The sequence below is a fragment of the Nocardia puris genome (genome assembly GCF_036051655.1).
GTDB lineage: Bacteria > Actinomycetota > Actinomycetes > Mycobacteriales > Mycobacteriaceae > Nocardia > Nocardia puris.
In genome coordinates this window covers 1490903-1510289 of sequence record NZ_CP107943.1, presented here as the reverse complement: position 1 = coordinate 1510289, position 19387 = coordinate 1490903, and the positions used below count along the sequence as shown (strand labels likewise).

The window sequence follows — 19387 nt, the reverse complement described above, 5'->3', positions numbered from 1 at the left end:
TGAGGGGGAGCTTTGTCCGTCACGCTGGAGCTGCCGTCGGCCGAATCGGAGGCCGACAGACTCGAGCGGCCCGCCGCCACCCGGCCGGGCCGCCTCGCTTCGCTACGCCGGTTCCTGCCGTACCTGCGGCCGCACCGCGCCCCGCTGATCGGGGCGACCGTGCTCGCCATCCTCGCCATGAGTACGGCGATCGTCATCCCGCTGGTGGTGGCCCGCATCATCGACGGACCGATCGCGCGGCGCGACGCCGGCGGGCTGGTGCTGCCGGTGCTGCTCGTCGCCGTGCTGGGCCTGCTCGAGGCACTGGGCGTGTGGGGCAGGCGCTGGATGGTCGCCAAACCCGCCACCGCCGTCGAGATCACCTTGCGCGCCAAGATCTTCCGGCACCTGCAATCGATGTCGATCGGGCGCCACGACGCGTGGGAGTCGGGTCAGTTGCTCTCGCGCGCGGTGGAGGACATGTCCACCCTGCGGCGGTTCGTCTCGTTCGCCGGGCCGTATCTGGTGATCAACCTGTCGATCCTGCCGATCGGTGTGGCGGTGCTGTTCGCGCAGAGCTGGCAGATCGGGCTGGCGTTCGCGGCCACCGCGCTGCCGACAGCGTACGTGTGCGTCCGGTTCGTACAGCGCTACGAGGTGGCCTCGCGGCGGTCCCAGGACCAGGCGGGCGATCTGGCCACCACGGCCGAGGAATCCACCCAGGGCGTACGGGTGCTCAAGGCGTTCGGGCGCGGCCTGTTCTTCGGCAACCGGTTCACCCAGCAGTCGCGCGCGTTGCGCGGCACCGAACTGCTCAAGGCGCGGCTGAGCGCCACGCTGTGGTCGTCCATGGTGGGCATACCGCAGCTGGCGCTGGTCTTCACGCTCGGCTTCGGCGGTTACGCGGTGGCGAACGGCGCGATGACGCTCGGCACGCTGGTGGCCGCTATCACGCTCGCGACCTTCCTGCAGTGGCCGATCATCTGGACCGGCTTCCTGCTGGCCGAGCTCAATAACGCGCGCACCGCCGCCGACCGGTACTGGGAGATCATCGACACTCCGCTCGACATCACCGATCCGGAGCATCCGGTGCCGCTGCCCGAGCGCGTCGAGGGCGAATTGACCTTGCGCGACGTGCGTTTCGCGTTCCCGCCCGCGGAGGGCGAACCGGCCGGGCGCGAGGTGCTCGCCGGCGTGGACCTGACGGTGCGCCCCGGCGAGACGGTGGCGCTGGTCGGCGCGACCGGCAGCGGCAAATCGGCGCTGCTGGAACTGATTCCGCGGCTCTACGACGTGACCGGCGGCGCCGTCGAGATCGACGGCGTCGACATCGCCTCGCTGCGGCTGGCGGATCTGCGCTCGCTGGTCGCGGTGGCGTTCGAGGAGCCGGTGCTGTTCTCGGCCAGCGTCCGCGAGAACGTGGCGCTGGGCGATCCTGGCGCCACCGACGACGACGTGCGCCGCGCGCTCGACGTCGCGCAGGCGACGGACTTCGTCGACGAGCTGCCGTGGGGCCTGGACACCAGGATCGGCGAACAGGGCATGAGCCTGTCCGGCGGGCAGCGGCAGCGCTTGGCCCTGGCCCGCGCGGTCCTCACTCGCGCCGGGGAGGAGGACCGCCGCCGCGTCGTCGTGCTGGACGACCCGCTCTCGGCGCTGGACGTGGAAACCGAAGAGCGCGTGCAGGAACGGCTGCGCACCGTACTCGCGGGCGCGACCACGCTGCTGGTGGCGCACCGCCCGTCCACCGCCGCGCTGGCCGACCGGGTGGCGCTGCTGGACGGCGGGCGCATCGCCGCCGAGGGCACCCACGAACACCTGCTCCGCCACAACGCCCGCTACCGAGAACTGATGGGAGGTGAACCATGACCACCGACACCGTGACCAAAGACGAACCCGCCGAACCCGATTCGCGCACCGAGCGCGACGAGGTGGCCGACTGGCGCGGTATCGCGGGCGAGGACAAGGAGGTCACTCAGACCGGAAACCTGGTGCTGGCCGAGCGATCCCGGCGGCTGCTGCTCGATCTGGTGCGGCCCTACCGCAGGCAGGTGCTGCTGGCGCTGGTGCTGGTCGTCGTGGACAACGCGGCGATGGTGTCGGGGCCGCTGTTCATCGCCTACGGGCTGGACAACGGTATCGCCCAAGGCGCGCAAGGAAACTGGACGCCCATGGCGACGACCGTCGCGGGTTACCTCGGCACCGTCGCGCTTGGCACGTTCACCACGTACTGGTTCCTGCGGTTGACCGGCAGGTTGAGCCAGAGCGTGCTGTTCGACCTGCGGGTGCGGCTGTTCGAGCACATGCAGCGCCAGAGCGTGTCGTTCCACGACAAGTACACCTCGGGCAAGGCGGTCGCCCGGCTCACCGGCGATATCGAAACCCTGCAGGAACTGCTGGAGGGCGCGCTCGACCAGGCGTTGAGCGCGATCCTGTCGGTGGTGACCATCGCGGCGCTGCTGATCTACCTGGACCAGACGCTCGCGCTGATCGTGCTGGCCGGATTCGTGCCGCTGGTGCTGGTCACCCGCTGGGCGCAGCGCAGGCAGCGGGCCGGCTACCGGCGCACGCGCGGCGCGATCGCGAAGGTGATCGTGCAGTTCGTGGAGTCCATGGGCGGTATGCGCGCGGTGCAGGCGTTCCGGCGCGAGCGGCGCAACGAGTCGATGCTCGCGGCCGAGGACGCCGAATACCGCACGGCCACCATCGCCGCCATGCGCGGTATGGGCGACTACGCGGGGCTCACCCGGCTGCTGGGCAACCTCACCACGGTGGTCGTCATCGTGGTGGGCGCGTGGCAGGTGATGGAGGGCAACCTCGCCGTCGGCGTGCTCGCGGCGTATCTGCTCTACCTCAACGAGTTCTACGGTCCGCTCGACGAACTCGCGCAGGTGTTCAACTCCTACCAGTCCGCGGCCGCGGCGCTGGAGAAGATCTCCGGCGTGCTGGAGGAGGAGCCCACGGTGCGCGAACCGCGGGATCCGGTGCCGCTGGAGAAGGCGAAGGGCACGCTGCGGCTCGACGGCGTGTGGTTCGGCTACGACAGCGCACCCGGCCCGGCAGGCGCGGCGCCGGACGCGCGCGGGCCGGTGCTGCCCGAGTTCTCGCTGGAGATTCCGGCAGGGCAGGTGCTCGCGCTGGTCGGTGCGACGGGTGCGGGCAAATCGACGCTGGCCAAGCTGCTCACCCGGTTCTACGACCCGTCGGGCGGCACGGTCACCCTGGACGGCGTGGACCTGCGCCACCTGAGCGACGCCGACCTGCGGCGCAACGTGGTGATGGTGACCCAGGAGTCGTACCTGTTCTCCGGATCGGTGGCCGACAACATCCGGCTCGGCAGGCCCGAGGCCACCGACGCCGAGGTGCGCGCGGCCGCCCGCGCGGTCGGGCTGTACGACTTCGTCACGGCACTGCCCGACGGATTCGACACCGACGTGCGCAGGCGCGGCGGCCGCCTGTCCGCGGGCCAGCGGCAGCTGGTGGCGTTCGCGCGCGTCTTCCTGGCCGACCCGGCGGTGATCGTGCTGGACGAGGCCACCTCCAGCCTGGACATCCCCGGCGAACGCCAGGTCCAGCGCGCCCTGGAGACCGTGCTGCGCGACCGCACGGCCGTCATCATCGCCCACCGGCTCTCCACCGTCGCCATCGCCGACCGCGTCCTCGTGCTGGACCGGGGCCGCGTGGTGGAGGACGGACCGCCCGGCGAATTGATCGAGGGCACCGGACGTTTCGCGTCGCTGCACGCCGCGTGGCGGGAGTCGCTGGTGTAGTCGGCGGCCTGTCGTCTCGGTCTACGCCCCGATGGCGCGGGCCAGATGCGGCCAGGAGTCGTGCAGGTCGGTCTCGAACTGGCCCCACGTGTGCGAGCCGACGGCGCGGTTGAGGTGGATGGCGGGGATGCCGAGTTCGGCGAGGCGGCCCGCGAAGGCGCCGGTGCAGGCGCTGGCGATGGCCTCGACGGGCGGGGCGGGGACACCGCCCTCGTCGATGACGCCCGGGATGCCAGAGGCGGCGGAGAGGTAGATCGTCTTGCCCGCGAGGCGTCCCGCGTTCAGGAACGGGTCGTGGGCCCGCCAGCCCGCACCACCGGGCACGCCCCACATGTTGACCGGGTTGCCGCCACCGCGCAGCACCTGCGCGCTGGCCAGGGCGATGCCGAGCGGGTCGGACGACCACGGGCACCCGCTGTAGGCGGCGACCGCCTGGTACCGGGGACCGCCCTGGATGGCCAGGTCCAGCGCGGAGGCCGCGCTCATCGACACACCGGCGATGGCGTTGCGCCCGCTGGCGCCCAGGTGCGCGTCGATCACGCCGGGCAGTTCCGCGGTGAGGTAGGTCTGCCACTTGTTGCGGCCGAGCGCGGGATCGTCGGCGATCCAGTCGGTGTACAGGCTGAACCGGCCGCCCACCGGCATCACGACGTTGACGTTCCTGTCCGCGAAGAACTGCACCACATCGGTGTCGTCCCACCAGGAGATGCCGTCCTGGCCGCCGCCCGCGCCGGTGAGCAGGTACAGCGTGGGCGCCCCCGCGCCCGCCGCCTTGATCACCCGGTTGGGGATCACCCGGTCCATCGACGGCGAATACACGTCGATCTGGGATACCCGCGGCGCCAGCGGCGTCTCGCCCGCCACCCGTGGCGCCGCGCCTGCGGGTGGCGCGAAGGCGATGCAGGCAGCGAGAGCGCCGACGACCACGGTCCACAGCTTCGAAGCCTTCATCCTTCCGTTGTACCGCTGGATTCCGGAATCCAAACGACCCGACAGGCCGAGCGGGCACGTGTCCTGCGTTACCCGGTCGCGCTCAGGCGCCCGGGGCGCGGCGCGCACGTGTGGTCGGCGCCCGCGGATTCGCAGGTGATGGCCGGTGCCGGGGGCGGCGGGCCGAGGTGATGCGGGCGGGCGTATAGCTACGACGGCGCGTTTGTCGCTTACCGTAGATGGGTGACCATTCCTGCCCCCGATCTCGACGGCACACCGGCGGCGCCCCGGTGGCCCTCGATTCTCACGTGGCGAGCGCACAACGCGACACGGATGGAGTCGGTGCGCGTGACGTTGAACGGCAACCGCATTCGCGCGGCGGGCCGCATGATCGGCGGCGACTGCGAGGACCACCCGGCCTTCAGCGCGTCCTACGACCTGGTCACCGACGAGAACGGCGCCACCAAGCGACTGTCCCTGCGCACCACGACCGCGGCGGGGGAGCGGCACGCCTCCATCGCCAGGGACGAGGAGAACTACTGGCTGGTGGACGCGGGCGGCAGCCACGTGCGCTCCACCTTCGCCGGCGCCCTGGACGTGGACGTGGTGCTGAGCCCGTTCTTCAACACGCTGCCGATCCGCCGCTTCGGCCTCCAGCACGCCGTGGAGGACGTGCAGGTCCCCGTGGTGTACGTGCGGCTGCCCGACCTGCTGGTGCAGGAGGCGAGCCTGGTCTACAGCAGCGCCGCCGACGGCATCAGCGTGCTGTCGCCGGTCTCCAGCGCGACCGTCACGGTGGACGAGGACGGGTTCCTGCTCGACTATCCCGGTCTCGCCGAGCGCATCTGATATAGGACCAGCTCAGTCGAGCGGTTTCGTGATCACGCCACCGCGTTGCCCCGCCGCGCGCAGACGCTCGAGCCAGTCATGGTCGCCGATCCGCACGTCGGTGATCTCCCAGCGGTCGACCGTCTCGTACTCGAGGCGCCCGTCGTGCCCGGCCTGCACCAAGTCGGCCAGCGACCCCCGCTCGGTCAGTGAGGCGCGGGCGGCCGTGAGCGCGTCGAGGGTTTCGTCGAGGACTTCGAGCAACGCGCCCGCGTTGGGTTCGCAGATGGCGCGCACCAGGTCGGGGGCGGTGGCGGCGACGCGGGTGCCGTCGCGGAACGACCCCGCCGCCAGGCCCAGCGCCAGCGGCCCGCCCGCCGCGCCCGAGGCGGCCAGCGCCTCGGCCAGCACGTGCGGCAGGTGCGAGATGCGCGCGACCGCCCGGTCGTGCTCGGCCGCCACCACCGGCACCACCACCGAACCGCAATCCAGCGCGAGCCGGGTGACCCGCCGCCAGGGGTCGGCGTGCGTGCCCTCGTCCACGCCGACCGCCCACACCGCACCGCGGAACAGCTCGGCGTCGGTGGCCTGCCAGCCCGATTCCGACGTGCCCGCCATGGGGTGGCCGCCCACGTAGCGGGCCGCCAGCCCGTGCTCGCGCACCGCGTCGGCGACCGGGGCCTTGACGCTCACCACATCGGTGAGCGCGCAGCCCGGTGCGAAGGTGGCGATCGAGGACAAGATGTGCGCCACGGCGGGCATCGGCACCGCGACGACCAGCAGCGCGTCCGCCTCGGCGGCCCGGCCGAGCACGGCGGGCAGGTCGGTGTCCACGTCGAATCCGTCGGCGCGGGCCGCCTCGGCGCCCGGCCGCGATCTGTTGTATCCGAACGCCGGATAGCCCGCCGCCACCGCCGCGCGCAGCAGCGATCCGCCGATCAATCCCGTGCCGAGGACACACACCGGTGCTTTCCGCTCGCCAGTCACCCGAACAGATTCGCACACGACTTCATCATTTGAGCTCGAGCCGACTACCGTTGCGGCCATGGCAGCACAGCGCTCGGGCACGAACAGGGCGGCGTCGGAAGATTACGACGACGTGGAAGGGTTCGCAGTGGCGGTTGTCCGCGAAGACGGTAAATGGCGGTGCAGCCCGTTGAGTTCGGCGGCGCTCACCGATTTGTCCGCCGCGGAAAACGAGTTGAAGGCTTTGCGCAGTTCGGGTGCGGTGTTCGGGCTGCTGGACGTGGACGACGAGTTCTTCATCGTCGTGCGGCCCGCCCCGAGCGGCACCCGGCTGCTCGTGTCGGACGCCACGGCCGCGATCGATTACGACATCGCCGCCGACGTGCTCGACGCGCTGAACGTCGAGATCCCCGATATCGACCCCGACGAACTGGACGATGTCGACCCCTGGGAGGAGGGCGATCTCGGCGTGCTCGCCGACCTGGGCCTGCCGGAGCCGGTGCTCAGCGTGATCCTCGCCGAGACCGACCTGTACCCCGACGAGCAACTGGGCATGATCGCGCAGCGGCTCGGTTTCGCGGGCGAATTCTCGGCGGTGCTGGACAAACTGCCACGGTGATCGGCGGCATGAACGCGCTGCCGGAGAATCCGCTGGTGTCCGATACGGCGATGATGCGCGCCGCGCTGGCGGCCGCCGCCGCGGCCGATCCGCGCGACGTGCCGGTCGGCGCGGTGGTCTTCGACGCCGAGGGGCGCGAGCTGGCGCGCGCCGCCAACGCCAGGGAGGCACTGGGCGATCCCACGGCGCACGCCGAGGTGCTGGCGCTGCGCCGCGCCGCCGAAATCCACGGCGACGGTTGGCGACTCGAAGGCGCCACCCTGGCCGTCACGCTGGAGCCGTGCACCATGTGCGCGGGCGCGCTGGTGCTGGCGCGCGTCGGCCGCCTGGTGTTCGGGGCGTGGGAGCCGAAGACGGGCGCCGTCGGCTCCCTCTGGGACGTGGTGCGCGACCGTCGCCTCAACCACCGCCCGGATGTGCGCGGCGGCGTGCTCGAGCCCGAATGCGCCGCCCTCCTCGACACCTTCTTCCGCACCCGCCGCCACCCGTCTGACCACCCGATTTAGCGATAGGCCCCGGTTCGGGTACCCTAGTCGGCGGTGGCGTGTCCGAGCGGCCTAAGGAGCACGCCTCGAAAGCGTGTGAGGGGTAACCCCCCTCCGAGGGTTCAAATCCCTCCGCCACCGCCAAAGGCTCCGACCTGATACCACCAGGTCGGAGCCTTTTTCATGATCAAGGTGACCTCCGGGGTCCCCACTTTTCCCAACATTCCACCGCCCACCGGGCACATCCCCCGGTGAAACCCGGAATTCCGGGTATACCGCCGATATCGGAACGCGGAACGCGCGCGGCGGGCAAAGGGTCGTGGCGCCGACCGCTTGGGAGTGACACATGAGAATAGGTAGTGCGATCGTCCTGATCTGGCTGCTGATCGGCGTCGTGGCCGCGGTGCAGCGCGGATACTTCGACGGCGGCCCCGTGAACTGCGCGGGCTTCGGCACCATCGCGGTCACCACGATCGCGGGCCCGCTCAACTACATGGGCGTGAACCCGAAGATCGCGGATTGCAATGTGCCGCAACCGAGTCCGTAGGACGTGAGCGCGCGGCCGGGAACGTGAGTTCCCGGCCGCGTCTTTCGCCGGGTCAGACCAGCCAGGATTTCTCGCCCGGATAGTCGTCGAAATCGTCCGGCCAATCGCTAGGGCCGACGACGCCGGGATCGGCCGGACGCGGCGCGGGCGGCGGCGGTGGGGGAGGCGGCGGCGGATTGTCGCGCGGATCCCACGGCCAGATGAAACGCGGCGAGGATTTGAGATCCACGACCTCCGGCGGCAGCGGGTGCACCAGCGATTCGATATCGGGCCAGCGGCATTCACCCGCGTGGACCCGCTGCGCGTATTCGCGCAAGGCGGGGGAGGCGTAGGGCAGGGCGGCGAATTCGAACATCAACGCCTCGGTGACGAGCGTCGGTTCGTTCAAGATCGCCGAGACGTCCATGTTCTCCACGCGCATGCGCACGGTGCGCAGGTCGTCCACGCTGTCGAGCACGCGTTTGGCCGCCGCCTCGATCGCCGGATCGACGTTCGGTTCGCGCATGCTCCCCCACCGGGGATTCATCCGTTCTCCCACGGTTGGTTGCCGGTACCCACTTCGTAGCTCTCGCGCGGCCGCTCCAGCGTGCTGTTGACCTTCGAGATCTCCTTCAGGTCGTTGGCGACCGCTGCGGTGCGCAGCGCGGGCTGCACCTTCTCCTCCAGCTTCTGCGCGACCACCTGCGTCGGATTGTTCAGGAACTCCAGGAATTCTTTGAGCCGGTTCTTCGTCTCCTCGATCTTGTCCACGATGTCCTTCACCGCGGTCACGATCGTGTAGATCTTGTGGCCCAGATCCACCACCTCGACGATCTGGCCGAGGCCCGGCACTCGCTTGATCACGTTCTTGAAGATGCCTTTGACGCTCTTGACGTCGATATAGTCCTCGAGCATCTCCTTGAGCTTGGTGAGGGCGGTTTTGATGCCCGCGCGAATCTCGTCGGCCAGTTTGCCCGCTACATCGGCCAGCACCCGGCCGACCGGCCCCTCCCATTTCATGGCGGCGATCTGGCGCTGGGCCCAATTCTGCTCGAAGGAGATGGCGGCCTTGCCATTCCAATGTTCGCCGACGAGCTTGACGCCGTTCTCCAGGTTCTTCCCGGTCGCCTCCATGGCGTTGCCCGCGACCTTGTAGGACTCGCCGATCCGGCGGACTTCGTTCCAGTTGCCTTCGATCGGTTTCAACACCCAGACCAGCGGATCGACCTCGTTGCCCGCCATGCGCGTGACGCTCTTGATGGATTCGTTGACGTCGTTGAGCCAGGGCGCGACCTCGCCGATCAGCCCGGCGGTGTCCTCCTGATTGACCGTCGGCGGGTTGAGAGTGATGGATTCCGGCTTCGGGTACTGGGTGGCGGCGCCGTACGGGGCGGTCTGGCCCTGCCGCTCGACGTTCGGGCCGGGGTCGCCGGGCGTCGCGCCCGGCACGTCGCTGGTGTGGGCGTTGAGCGCGGCGTAGTTCCGCTGGTCCTGGTCGTGGTACATCCAGGCGGTCTTGTTCAGTTCGACGGCGGTGCTCTTGTTGTGTGTCCCGATATCGGACATCCGGACTTTGAACGTATTGGCGAGGCCGTTGAAGGGTGTGAGCAGATCGCTGATGATCACGCCGGTGAACAGCTCACCTTCCGGGTGGCAGTTCTCGCCGATGAATGTCGCGATGGTGGCGCTGTCGTTTCCGAGATCGTCGACCAGCTTGCTCAGGCCGGCGATCTCGCTCGGTCGTGCCCAGAACTCTTCCATGATTCCCTCCCCGTACGGATCTACTCGGTCTTGCGCAGCGACGCGATGATCGCTTCGACGTCGTCGTCCGGCAGTGCGTCCGGCAGACCACGGTGCTGTTCGACCATCAGCAACACCACTTCGGCCGAGGCGTATCCGGAGGTGGCGACGATATCGAAGTGCGCCTGGTCCGGGTCGCAGGACGATTCTTTCGGTATGTCGGTGAGGACCGCCGTGTAGCGCACGGCGGGGCGTGCGGAGACCTCGAACGACACGGGCCCGCGCAGTTCCACCTGCGGCTTGCGGCCGGACTTGTCGCTGAAGATCCGTTCGGCCTTCGCGACCTCCTCGCGGGCGGCGGTGTCGATGTCGACGGCGTTGCGGCCGGTCACGCCGACCCGCGCCAGGGCGGCGCCCTTGACGTCCGGGCAGTAGGTGTGGCGGTATCGGCTGCCCGCGCCGTAGGTGGCGATGCTGCTGCCGTCGGGGTCGGACCAGCCCAGGACCGCGTCGTTCGTCGCCTGCCAGTGTTCGCTCGACGGCACGCTGTAGGTGAGTCCGAACTTGGTCGGCACCGGCTGGGGCTGCCCTTCGGGGGCCTTCGACATCGGCGGTGGGAAGTCCATCGTCGGGAAGCCGGGTGGCGGCGGAGCCGCGGTGGTCGTGGTGCCGGGCTCGGTCGGCGCCGTCCACCCGGTCGTGGCCGGGCCGGATCCCTGCGACTCCAGGTTCGGGTTCCCCACCCACACCACCGCGCCCGCGACCACCGCGAAGGCGCCCGCGGCGATGCCGAGGCGGGCGAGGGGGTTCATCTGGCGATAGCGCTGACGTAGCCGGCGGTCCATCAACTGGTGCCTGGGTGGAACATGGCGGAGCTCGCCCCCCGCGTTTCGAGACTCATGGGGGCCGACTGTAGGGCCACCGGTATCGCACGTCAATCGGGGCGATCGGGAGCTGTCGAGGTGCCGGAACTCACCGGGATTCCCCACCGCCGACCGCGCGAACCCGCGGTATCGGCTCGATAACGGTCGGCCTGTCGCGAAATGCGGTCCCGGCGTGGCGTTCCCGCGTTTGCGGGCGCTGAGCGGGGGATCTGCCCGGCGTTGCGAAATGGCGCCGCAATCGTTGCCTGCCCGGCGTCGAGTAACCGCAGGGCATACGGGTATTCCAGTCCATACGCAAGGTGTGGAAGGAAGCGATGATCATGCGCGAGCGAGTGGTACCCGGGCGGGCTGCGCGCGATACCGGGATGCGGGTGCTGAGCCTGCTGATCCTGGTGTGGTTGGCCATCGGCATGCTTGCCGCAGGTCAGCGGAACTATTTCACCAGTGGGCCGATCAATTGCGCCGGATTCGCCACGATCGCGCTCTCGGCCGTGGCCGGTCCGCTGAATTACATGGGACTCAATCCGAAAGTGAATGAATGCCGATTGCCACAACCCAGTGAATGAGGCCGGGCAACCCGGCAGCGACACATGTCGCCCCGCCGGGGCGAGCGCGTGAGCGGTTCGTACGGAAATCGTCCGCGGACAAAGAATTCGGGCCCCGCACGAAACGTGCGGGGCCCGCTCGAACCAGACCACAGTCCACACATGCGGCACTGGCGCTTACTGCCAGGCGATACGCCGAAGGCGTTTGGCTACACCGGTGCGGTCACCGGTTCCTTCCCCCGCTCCCGCAACTCGCGCAGCTTCGCCCCTTCGACATCGATATCCGGGACGATCCGGTCCAGCCAGGCGGGCAGCCACCACGCCCATTTGCCCAGCAGCACCAGCAGCGCCGGGATCAGCACCATGCGTACGATGAAGGCGTCCAGCAGCACGCCCGCCGCGAGCGCGAAACCCATGGATTTGGCGGTCTGATCGGTCTCCAGGATGAACGAGCCGAACACCGAGATCATGATGATCGCCGCGGCCGTCACCACGCGGGCGCCGTGGTGATACCCGTGCACCATCGCCTCGGTGGGCGATTTCCCGTGCACGTATTCCTCCCGCATGCGGGTCACCAGGAACACCTGGTAGTCCATGGCCAGGCCGAACACGAGACCGATGAGCATGATGGGCAGGAAGCTGACGATCGGCTGCGGGTCGTCGATGAGCCCGAGCTTGCCCTCCTGGAAGATCAGCACGGTCGCGCCGAAGGTGGCCGCCATGGACAGCAGGAAGCCGAGCGCGCCCGTCAGCGGTACCAGGATCGAGCGGAACACCAGGATCAGCAGCACGAACGCCGCGCCCGCCACGATCGCCATGTACGGCACGATCTTGCTGAGCAGCACATGGTCGATATCGGCGTAGATGGCGGTGGTGCCGGTGATGCCGTACTCGATCCCGTACTCGTCGCGCAGTCCGCTCTCGGCGTCGCGGGCGTCGCGTACCAGGTCTTTGGTGGCCTGGTTGTTCGGCCCCGCCTTCGGGTAGCCGTCCATGATGGCGCCGCGGCCGTCCTCGCTGAGCGTCGGCTCGGTGACGTAGTCCATGTCGGGGTAGGCGGCGAGCTGGTCGTGCAGGGCGGTGAGCGCTTCCGCGCGGCGCTCGGCGGGCACGTCGCCGAGGTCGACCGCGACGTTGAGCACGCCGTTGCTGCCCTCGCCGAACCCCTCCGTCCGCAACTCGTACGCCTTGCGGACGGTGGTGTCGGGCGGCAGCGAATCCTCGCCGGGCAGGCCGAGTTGCAGGCCGGCCGCGGGGGCGGCGAGCAGGCCGAGCACCACGATGCTGAGCACCAGCGTGACGGCGGGGAACTTGCCGATCACCTGCGCCACGCGCATGCCGTTGGTGACGACGGTGTCGTCCTCGGGATCGTGCTGCGCGATCAACGGCAGCTTCGGCTTGAACAGGTACTTGCCCAGCGCGCCCAGCAGCGCGGGCATCAGCGTGAGCGCCACCAGCACGGCGAATGCCGCCGCGACCGCACCGCCCAGACCCATGAAGGTCAGGAACCGCACGCCCACGATCGCGAGTCCGGCCAGGGCGATGATCACGGTGAGACCGGCGAACACGACGGCCGAGCCGGCGGTGCCGAGCGCGGTGCCTGCGGCCTCCTCGGGTGAATCCTGCACGGCGAGTTCGTGTTTGTACCGGGAGACGATGAACAGTGCGTAGTCGATGGACAGCGCGATGCCGATCATGGTCGCCAGGAACGTCGTGAAGCTGGGGATCGAGAGCACCGAGGTGCTGAGGAAGATCAGCGAGGTGGCGGCGCCGAGCCCGATGATCGCGGTGAAGATCGGCACGAACGCCGCGACGATGGCGCCGAACGCCACGATCATCACCACCAGCGCCACCGCCATGCCGATCATCTCGGACTTGCCGCTGGGTGCCTCCTGCTCCATCGCGATGGAGCCGCTCAGTTCGACGGTGAGTCCGGCGGCGCGCGCGGTCTCGCCCGCGTCGTAGGCGGCCTCGCGGTCCTCGGCGGTGATATCGGTGAAGCCCGCGATGGTGAACGGCACGTTGATCACCGCGACGGTCTCGGGGTTGTCGCCGAGCACGTTCAGCGGCGCGGCGCTGCACACCGAGACGTCGGGTTCACCGCCGACACAGCCCATCTCGCGTGCCGCCTCGACCGGATCGACCAGCGGTTTCGCGTGGTCGACGATGCCGAGCCGATTCAACTGCTCGATCAGCCCGCGCACCGCCTCCTCGTTGGCGGGGTCGGTGAGCTTCTGCCCGGCGGGCGCGCCGATCACGTACGTCCCGGTGACGGCGTCGAATTCGAAGGCCGCCGACATGCCGGGGAAGTGCTCGTCCAGGATCTGCGTCGCCCGCTCCGAGGGCAGGTTCGGCAGGCTGAAGTCGTCGCTCATCGGCTTCTTCAGCTCGTTGCCGAGTGCGCCGAGCAGCACGAACAGCAGCAGCCATACCGGTAGGACGATCCACTTCCGGCGGAAGGCGAACTTCCCCCACCGGTACAGATAGACGGACACAGGGTTCTCCTCGCGGGTGATCGGGTCGAGCCGTTGCGGGTCACGGACGCGCGGGGCGACCGCCCGCGCGGACGAACATGCCGTCGCCGCGGCGACGGGCTACCGAGCTGAGAGTCGAACTCCTCGAGTCTGCTGTGTCCCGGACGCGAGATCAAGAATCCCGCCCGGAGCGGCGAGGGCCCCGCACTCGAGGTGAGTGCGGGGCCCTCGGTCCGGCGGCCGGGCGATCAGCCGACCGGCACCGGATCCTTCGTCAATTCGACGGACCGCTGCTGGATCTCGCGCAGCTTGGTGCCCTCGACGTCGATGTCGGGCAGGATGCGGTCGAGCCACTTGGGCATCCACCACGACCACTTGCCCATGATCACCAGCAGTGCCGGAATCAGCACCATGCGCACGATGAACGCGTCGAACAGCACGCCCGCCGCCAGCGCGAAGCCCATGGACTTGGCCGTGACGTCGGTTTCCAGCAGGAACGAGCCGAAGACCGAGATCATGATGATGGCCGCGGCGGTGACCACACGGGCGCCGTGGTGGTAACCCTTGACCATCGCGTCCTTCGGCGATTCGCCGTGCACGTATTCCTCGCGCATGCGGGTCACCAGGAACACCTGGTAGTCCATGGCCAGGCCGAACACCAAGCCGATCAGCATGATCGGCATGAAGCTGACGATCGGCTGCGGATCGGCGATCAGGCCGAGCGCGCCCTCCTGGAAGATCAGCACAGTCGCACCGAAGGTGGCCGCCACCGAGAGCAGGAAGCCGAGCGCCGCGGTGAGCGGCACCAGGATCGAGCGGAACACCAGGATCAGCAGCACGAACGCCGCGCCCGCCACGATCGCGAGGTACGGCGCGATCTTGCTGAGCAGCACGTGGTCGACGTCGGCGTAGATGGCGGTGGAGCCGGTGATGCCGTACTCCATGCCGTACGCCGCATTGAGTTCGGCTTCGGCGTCGCGGGCGTCGCGCACCAGGTCCTTGGTGGCCTGGTCGTTCGGCCCCGCCTTCGGCACGCCGTCGAGGATGGCGCCCGACTGGTCCTCGTTGAACGTCGGCGCGGTGACGTAGTCCATATCGGGGTAGGCCGCGAGCTTGTCGCGCAGCGCGGTCACCGCCTCCTCGCGGCGCTCCGAGGGCACCTGGCTGAGGTCGACCGCGATATTGAGCACGCCGTTGCTGCCCTCACCGAAGCCCTCGGTGCGCAGCTCGTAGGCCTGACGCACGGTCGAGTCCTTCGGCATGCTGTCCTCGCCCGGCAGGCCCAGCTGCAGGCCGGCGGCGGGCGCGGCGAGCGCGCCCAGCAGGACGACGCTCAGGGCCAGCGCGGCCCACGGCGCCTTGCCGATCAGGCGCGCGACGCGCATGCCCAGGGTGACGGCGGTGTCGTCCTCCGGGTCGTGCTTGGCGACCAGCGGCAGCTTCGGCTTGAACAGGAAGCGGCCGAACGCGCCGAGCAGGGCGGGCATCAGCGTGATGGCCGTGATCACCGCGAACGCCGCGGCGATCGCACCACCCAGACCCATGAAGGTGAGGAACTCGACGCCGACGATGCTGAGCGCGCCGAGGGCGATGATGACGGTGAGGCCCGCGAAGACGACGGCCGAGCCGGCGGTGCCGAGCGCGGTGCCGGCGGCCTCCTCGGGTGAATCCTGCACGACGAGTTCGTGTTTGTACCGGGACACGATGAACAGCGCGTAGTCGATGGACAGCGCGATGCCGATCATGGTCGCCAGGAACGTGGTGAAGCTGGGCACTTCGATGACCGAGGTGCCGAGCATGATCACCGACATGGCCGCGCCGAGGCCGAAGATCGCGGTGACGATCGGCACGAACGCGGCGACGATCGCGCCGAACGCCACGATCATGACCACCAGCGCCACACCCATGCCGATCAGCTCGGCGGTGCCGCCCGGCTGCTCGGCGACCTGCGCGATGGAACCGCTCAGCTCCACCTGCAGGCCGGCGGCCCGCGCGTCGGCGCCCACGTCATAGGCGGTCTCGCGGTGCTCTTCGGTGATGTCGGTGAAGGTGGGGATGGTGAACGGGACGCTGAGCACCGCGACCGTGTCGGGGTTGTCGCCCAGCACGTTCAGCGGCGCGCCACTGCACGTGGACGGGTCGCGGTTGTCCAGACAGCCCATCTGTTCGGCCACGTAGATGGGGTTGTCGAGCGGTTTGGCGTGGTCGACGATGTCGAGCTGGCTCAGTTTGCCGATGAACGCCTGCACGGCCGCACGGTTGGCCGGGTCGGTCAGCTTCTGGCCCTCGGGCGCGCCGATCACGTAGGTGCCGGTGACGGCGTCGAACTGGAAGGCGGCCGACATGCCGGGGAAGTGCTGGTCGAGGATTTCGTTGGCGCGCTCGGACGGCAGTGCGGGCATGCTGAAGTCGTTGCTCATCGGCTTGCTCAGCTGCGCGCCGAGGCCGCCGAGGAGCACGAACAGGACTAGCCAGACCGGAAGCACTATCCATTTCCGGCGGAAAGCGAACTTTCCGAATCTATAGAGGTAGACGGACACGAGGGGTTACTCCTAGTGGGGTCTGGTGACGTGCTGGTTCATGGCCCGTAGACAGCACTCGCGGGGTGCCCTGCCGGTCCCGCCTCCACTTCCGTTTTCTGCCTACCGTGCGGTAGGTAGACTACCCGGGGGTTAAGTGGAGGGACAACCTCAATTTTGGTGGCAGCGTGAGACCCACGCGCAGTTGGTGAGAGGATCGTCCTATGGCCGGACCGAGCGCATCCGAGAGCGTTATCGCAGGTAGCGGGACAAAAGTCGCGATTCGCGACGCCGCCGTGAAGCTCTTCGGGAATAAAGGATTCGATCAGACGAGCCTGCGTGAGGTCGCGGATGCGGTGGGAATCACAAAGGCCTCGCTGTACTATCACTACCCCTCGAAGCTGGATCTGCTGATGGCGATCATCGATCCGATCGTCGATCACATGCGCTCGGTGGTGAACGACATCGACGCCGTCCCCTACGACGCCGACGGCGTGCGCACCGTCCTGCGCAACTATCTGCGCGGCCTGCTGCGCCACCGCAACGCGGGCGCGCTGTGCGTGCGCGACACCGTCGCCGTCTTCAACGCGATGGGCGACCGCTTCCCGGACCTGTTGGACACCAGCCAGAAGCTGCGCGAATGGCTCGGCGGTCCCGATCCCACCGACGAGGCGCGGGTGCGCGCGGCCGCCGCGCTGGAGGTGCTGGGGGTGGCGCTGGCCTCGGACGAGTTCATGCCCGGCGTGCCGGAAGAGCTGCTGGAGCGGACGCTGCTCGACGCGGCGACCTGCGTGCTGACCGCGTGCGGCACCACCTAGATTCGAGCGAGCCGACGACGACGTTCCGGGAGTAGACCGTGCACATCACCGCGAAAATCGACTACGCGGTGCGTACCCTGCTCGAGATCGCCGGTGCCACCGCCGACACCAAGATCAAGGCGGAATCCATCGCCACGGCGCAGGGCATTGCGCCCAAGGTGCTCGAGACCGTGCTCGGTGAGCTGCGCCGCGCCGAGTTGATCACCAGCAGGCGCGGGCCCGACGGCGGCTACTGGCTCGCGCGCCCCGCCGAGCGCATCTCCGTCGCCGACGTGATCCGCGCGATCGAGGGGCCGCTGGCGTCGGTGCGCGGGGAGCGCCCCGAGGACGTGGTGTATCGCGGCGCGGCCGAACCGCTGCAAAAAGTGTGGATCGCGTTGCGCGTCAACATCCGCGCGGTCCTGGAGAACGTCTCCATCGCCGACATCGCGGCCGACGCGCTGCCCGGGTTCGTCGACGCGCTGACCGGCGATCCGGGCGCGTGGGCGCGGCGCTGACCTTTCGAATCATGCGGCGTACAAACTCGACGGCGACCGTCGATCTTTGCCGGTAGCCTGCCAGCATCATGTTGATCCGTCTGCTCAGCACCTTCCTGCGCCCCTACCGCGCCCAGCTGGCGGGGGTCGTGGCGCTGCAGCTGATCGCCGTCATCGCCATGCTCTACCTGCCCAGCCTCAACGCCGATCTCATCGACAACGGCGTCACCCAGGGCGATATCGGCTACATCTGGACCACCGGCCTGTGGATGCTCGCGGTCACCGGCGTGCAGATCGTCGCCTCCGCGTTCTCGGTGTATCTGGGCGCGCGAGCGGCGATGGGCGCGGGCCGCGACCTGCGCGGCGCGCTGGTGCACCGGGTCGGTGAGTTCTCCGCCCGCGAGGTCGGCCTGTTCGGCGCGCCCTCGCTGATCACCCGCAACACCAACGACATCCAGCAGGTACAGCTGCTGATCGTGATGTCGGCGACCATCCTGGTGATGGCGCCGATCATGTGCGTGGGCGGGGTGATCATGGCGCTGCGCGAGGACCTGGGCCTGTCCTGGGTGCTGCTGGTCGCGGTGCCCGCGCTGGGCCTGTCCATGTCGTTCATCGTCGCCAGGATGGTGCCGGGTTTCCGGGAGATGCAGCGGCGGATCGACGCGGTCAACCGGGTGCTGCGCGAGCAGATCACCGGCATCCGGGTGGTGCGGGCGTTCGTGCGCGAGCGCCAGGAGATCTGGCGCTTCGGGGTGGCCAATTCCGAGCTCACCGAGACGGCGCTGCGCGTCGGGCGGCTGATGGCGCTGATGTTCCCCACCGTCATGCTGATCAGCAATGTCACCGCGGTGGCGGTGATCTGGTTCGGCGGCCACCTGATCGACGACGGCCGGATGCAGATCGGCTCGCTCACCGCGATGCTCTCCTACATCATGCAGATCCTGATGGCGGTCATGATGGCCTCGTTCCTGGCCATGATGGCGCCGCGGGCGTCGGTCTCGGCCGACCGGATCGGCGAGGTGCTCGAGACCGAGCCGTCGGTGCGTCCGCCGGTCCTGCCCCAGCCCTACGCGGGTGATCCGGGCGAGGTGGAGTTCGCCTTCGCCGAATTCGCCTATCCGGGCGCGGAGAAGCCGGTGTTGTCCGGGATCCGGTTCCGGGTCACGCCGGGCACCACCACCGCGATCGTCGGCTCCACTGGCGCGGGCAAGACCACGCTGCTCGATCTGATCCCGAGACTCATCGACGTGACCGACGGTTCGGTGCTGGTCGGCGGCACCGACGTGCGCCACCTCGACCTCGAACAGCTGCGCCGCGGCATCGGGCTGGTGCCGCAGAAGGCGTACCTGTTCTCCGGCACGGTCGCGAGCAACCTGCGCTACGGCGATCCCGACGCCACCGACGAGGAACTGTGGCGCTGCCTCGAGATCGCCCAGGCCGCCGACTTCGTGCGCGAGATGCCCGACGGGTTGGAGACCACCATCGCCCAGGGCGGCACCACCGTCTCGGGCGGGCAGCGCCAGCGCCTGGCCATCGCGCGGGCGCTGGTCCGCAAGCCGCGCGTCTATCTGTTCGACGACTCGTTCTCGGCGCTGGACGTGGCCACGGACGCCCGCCTGCGCGAGGCGCTGCGCCCCGAGACCCGCGACGCGTCGGTGATCATCGTGGCCCAGCGCGTGGCCACCATCCGCGACGCCGACCAGATCGTGGTGCTCGAGGACGGCGCGATGGCCGGCATCGGCACCCATGAGCAATTGCTGCGCGACTGTCCGGAGTACCGGGAGATCGTCGAGTCCCAGCTGAGTGTGGAGGAGGCTCGATGAGACAT

General features: G+C 69.1%; 17 protein-coding genes and 1 tRNA gene. 11 read left to right on the top strand and 7 right to left on the bottom strand.

Features of this window, described 5'->3' with window-relative positions; genetic code table 11:
• Positions 1-12 precede the first annotated feature (12 nt).
• Positions 13-1848 (top strand): ABC transporter ATP-binding protein, encoded by a 1836-nt coding sequence (locus OHB21_RS06640; RefSeq protein ID WP_067507914.1) that lies wholly within the window; start codon positions 13-15, stop codon positions 1846-1848.
• Entirely contained in the window at positions 1845-3749 is a 1905-nt protein-coding gene (locus OHB21_RS06635; protein WP_067507912.1) for an ABC transporter ATP-binding protein, read from the top strand. Before OHB21_RS06640 ends, OHB21_RS06635 begins: the two co-directional genes overlap by 4 nt.
• A gap of 21 nt (positions 3750-3770) precedes the next feature.
• Here the strand turns inward: OHB21_RS06635 and OHB21_RS06630 are convergent, their stop codons facing one another.
• The gene (locus OHB21_RS06630; RefSeq protein WP_067507910.1) at positions 3771-4700 is read right to left on the bottom strand and encodes an alpha/beta hydrolase; all 930 of its coding nucleotides are present in this window, start codon (positions 4698-4700) and stop codon (positions 3771-3773) included.
• Positions 4701-4922: 222 nt separating this feature from the next.
• On the opposite strand from OHB21_RS06630, the gene OHB21_RS06625 reads away from it, so the two are divergent.
• Positions 4923-5528, top strand: coding sequence for a putative glycolipid-binding domain-containing protein (locus OHB21_RS06625; RefSeq protein ID WP_084537506.1), 606 nt, complete (start codon positions 4923-4925; stop codon positions 5526-5528).
• A gap of 12 nt (positions 5529-5540) precedes the next feature.
• On the opposite strand, the gene OHB21_RS06620 is transcribed toward OHB21_RS06625, so the two are convergent.
• Positions 5541-6494, bottom strand: coding sequence for a prephenate dehydrogenase (locus OHB21_RS06620; protein WP_067507906.1), 954 nt, complete (start codon positions 6492-6494; stop codon positions 5541-5543).
• 58 nt (positions 6495-6552) lie between these two features.
• Between OHB21_RS06620 and OHB21_RS06615 the strand changes: the two genes are divergently transcribed.
• From OHB21_RS06615 to OHB21_RS06600, 4 genes are all read left to right on the top strand, one after another.
• A complete protein-coding gene (locus OHB21_RS06615) occupies positions 6553-7092 on the top strand; it encodes a tRNA adenosine deaminase-associated protein (RefSeq protein WP_067507904.1) in 540 nt (179 codons plus the stop codon).
• Positions 7093-7142: 50 nt separating this feature from the next.
• Positions 7143-7598, top strand: a complete 456-nt coding sequence (locus OHB21_RS06610; protein WP_195126182.1) for a nucleoside deaminase — start codon at positions 7143-7145, stop codon at positions 7596-7598.
• A gap of 32 nt (positions 7599-7630) precedes the next feature.
• Positions 7631-7721 (top strand) — tRNA-Ser (locus tag OHB21_RS06605).
• Between the two features lie 202 nt (positions 7722-7923).
• Positions 7924-8124 carry a hypothetical protein gene (locus tag OHB21_RS06600; RefSeq protein WP_067507892.1) on the top strand — a complete coding sequence of 67 codons (201 nt, stop codon included), beginning with the start codon at positions 7924-7926 and terminating at the stop codon, positions 8122-8124.
• Between the two features lie 52 nt (positions 8125-8176).
• Here OHB21_RS06600 and OHB21_RS06595 read toward each other — a convergent pair whose 3' ends face one another.
• The 3 genes from OHB21_RS06595 to OHB21_RS06585 are packed head-to-tail and all read right to left on the bottom strand — an operon-like array spanning position 8177 to position 10688.
• Positions 8177-8629: a hypothetical protein gene (locus OHB21_RS06595; RefSeq protein WP_228791682.1), complete on the bottom strand. Its 453-nt coding sequence runs from the start codon at positions 8627-8629 to the stop codon at positions 8177-8179.
• A 17-nt stretch (positions 8630-8646) separates the two neighbouring features.
• Positions 8647-9864, bottom strand: a complete 1218-nt coding sequence (locus OHB21_RS06590; protein ID WP_067507888.1) for a hypothetical protein — start codon at positions 9862-9864, stop codon at positions 8647-8649.
• Between the two features lie 20 nt (positions 9865-9884).
• Positions 9885-10688, bottom strand: coding sequence for a hypothetical protein (locus tag OHB21_RS06585; protein ID WP_195126138.1), 804 nt, complete (start codon positions 10686-10688; stop codon positions 9885-9887).
• Positions 10689-11041: 353 nt separating this feature from the next.
• On the opposite strand from OHB21_RS06585, the gene OHB21_RS06580 reads away from it, so the two are divergent.
• Complete coding sequence (locus OHB21_RS06580) at positions 11042-11293, top strand: hypothetical protein (protein ID WP_324192177.1); 252 nt, start codon at positions 11042-11044, stop codon at positions 11291-11293.
• Between the two features lie 188 nt (positions 11294-11481).
• Here OHB21_RS06580 and OHB21_RS06575 read toward each other — a convergent pair whose 3' ends face one another.
• Entirely contained in the window at positions 11482-13767 is a 2286-nt protein-coding gene (locus OHB21_RS06575) for an MMPL family transporter (RefSeq protein ID WP_067507887.1), read from the bottom strand.
• A gap of 227 nt (positions 13768-13994) precedes the next feature.
• Complete coding sequence (locus tag OHB21_RS06570; protein WP_195126139.1) at positions 13995-16286, bottom strand: MMPL family transporter; 2292 nt, start codon at positions 16284-16286, stop codon at positions 13995-13997.
• Between the two features lie 203 nt (positions 16287-16489).
• On the opposite strand from OHB21_RS06570, the gene OHB21_RS06565 reads away from it, so the two are divergent.
• From OHB21_RS06565 to OHB21_RS06555, 3 genes are all read left to right on the top strand, one after another.
• On the top strand, positions 16490-17083 hold the full coding sequence (locus OHB21_RS06565; RefSeq protein WP_195126140.1) for a TetR/AcrR family transcriptional regulator: 594 nt from the start codon (positions 16490-16492) through the stop codon (positions 17081-17083).
• 38 nt (positions 17084-17121) lie between these two features.
• Positions 17122-17580, top strand: coding sequence for an RrF2 family transcriptional regulator (locus OHB21_RS06560; RefSeq protein ID WP_067507881.1), 459 nt, complete (start codon positions 17122-17124; stop codon positions 17578-17580).
• 68 nt (positions 17581-17648) lie between these two features.
• Positions 17649-19382: an ABC transporter ATP-binding protein gene (locus OHB21_RS06555; protein WP_067507879.1), complete on the top strand. Its 1734-nt coding sequence runs from the start codon at positions 17649-17651 to the stop codon at positions 19380-19382.
• The last annotated feature ends 5 nt before the right edge of the window (positions 19383-19387 follow it).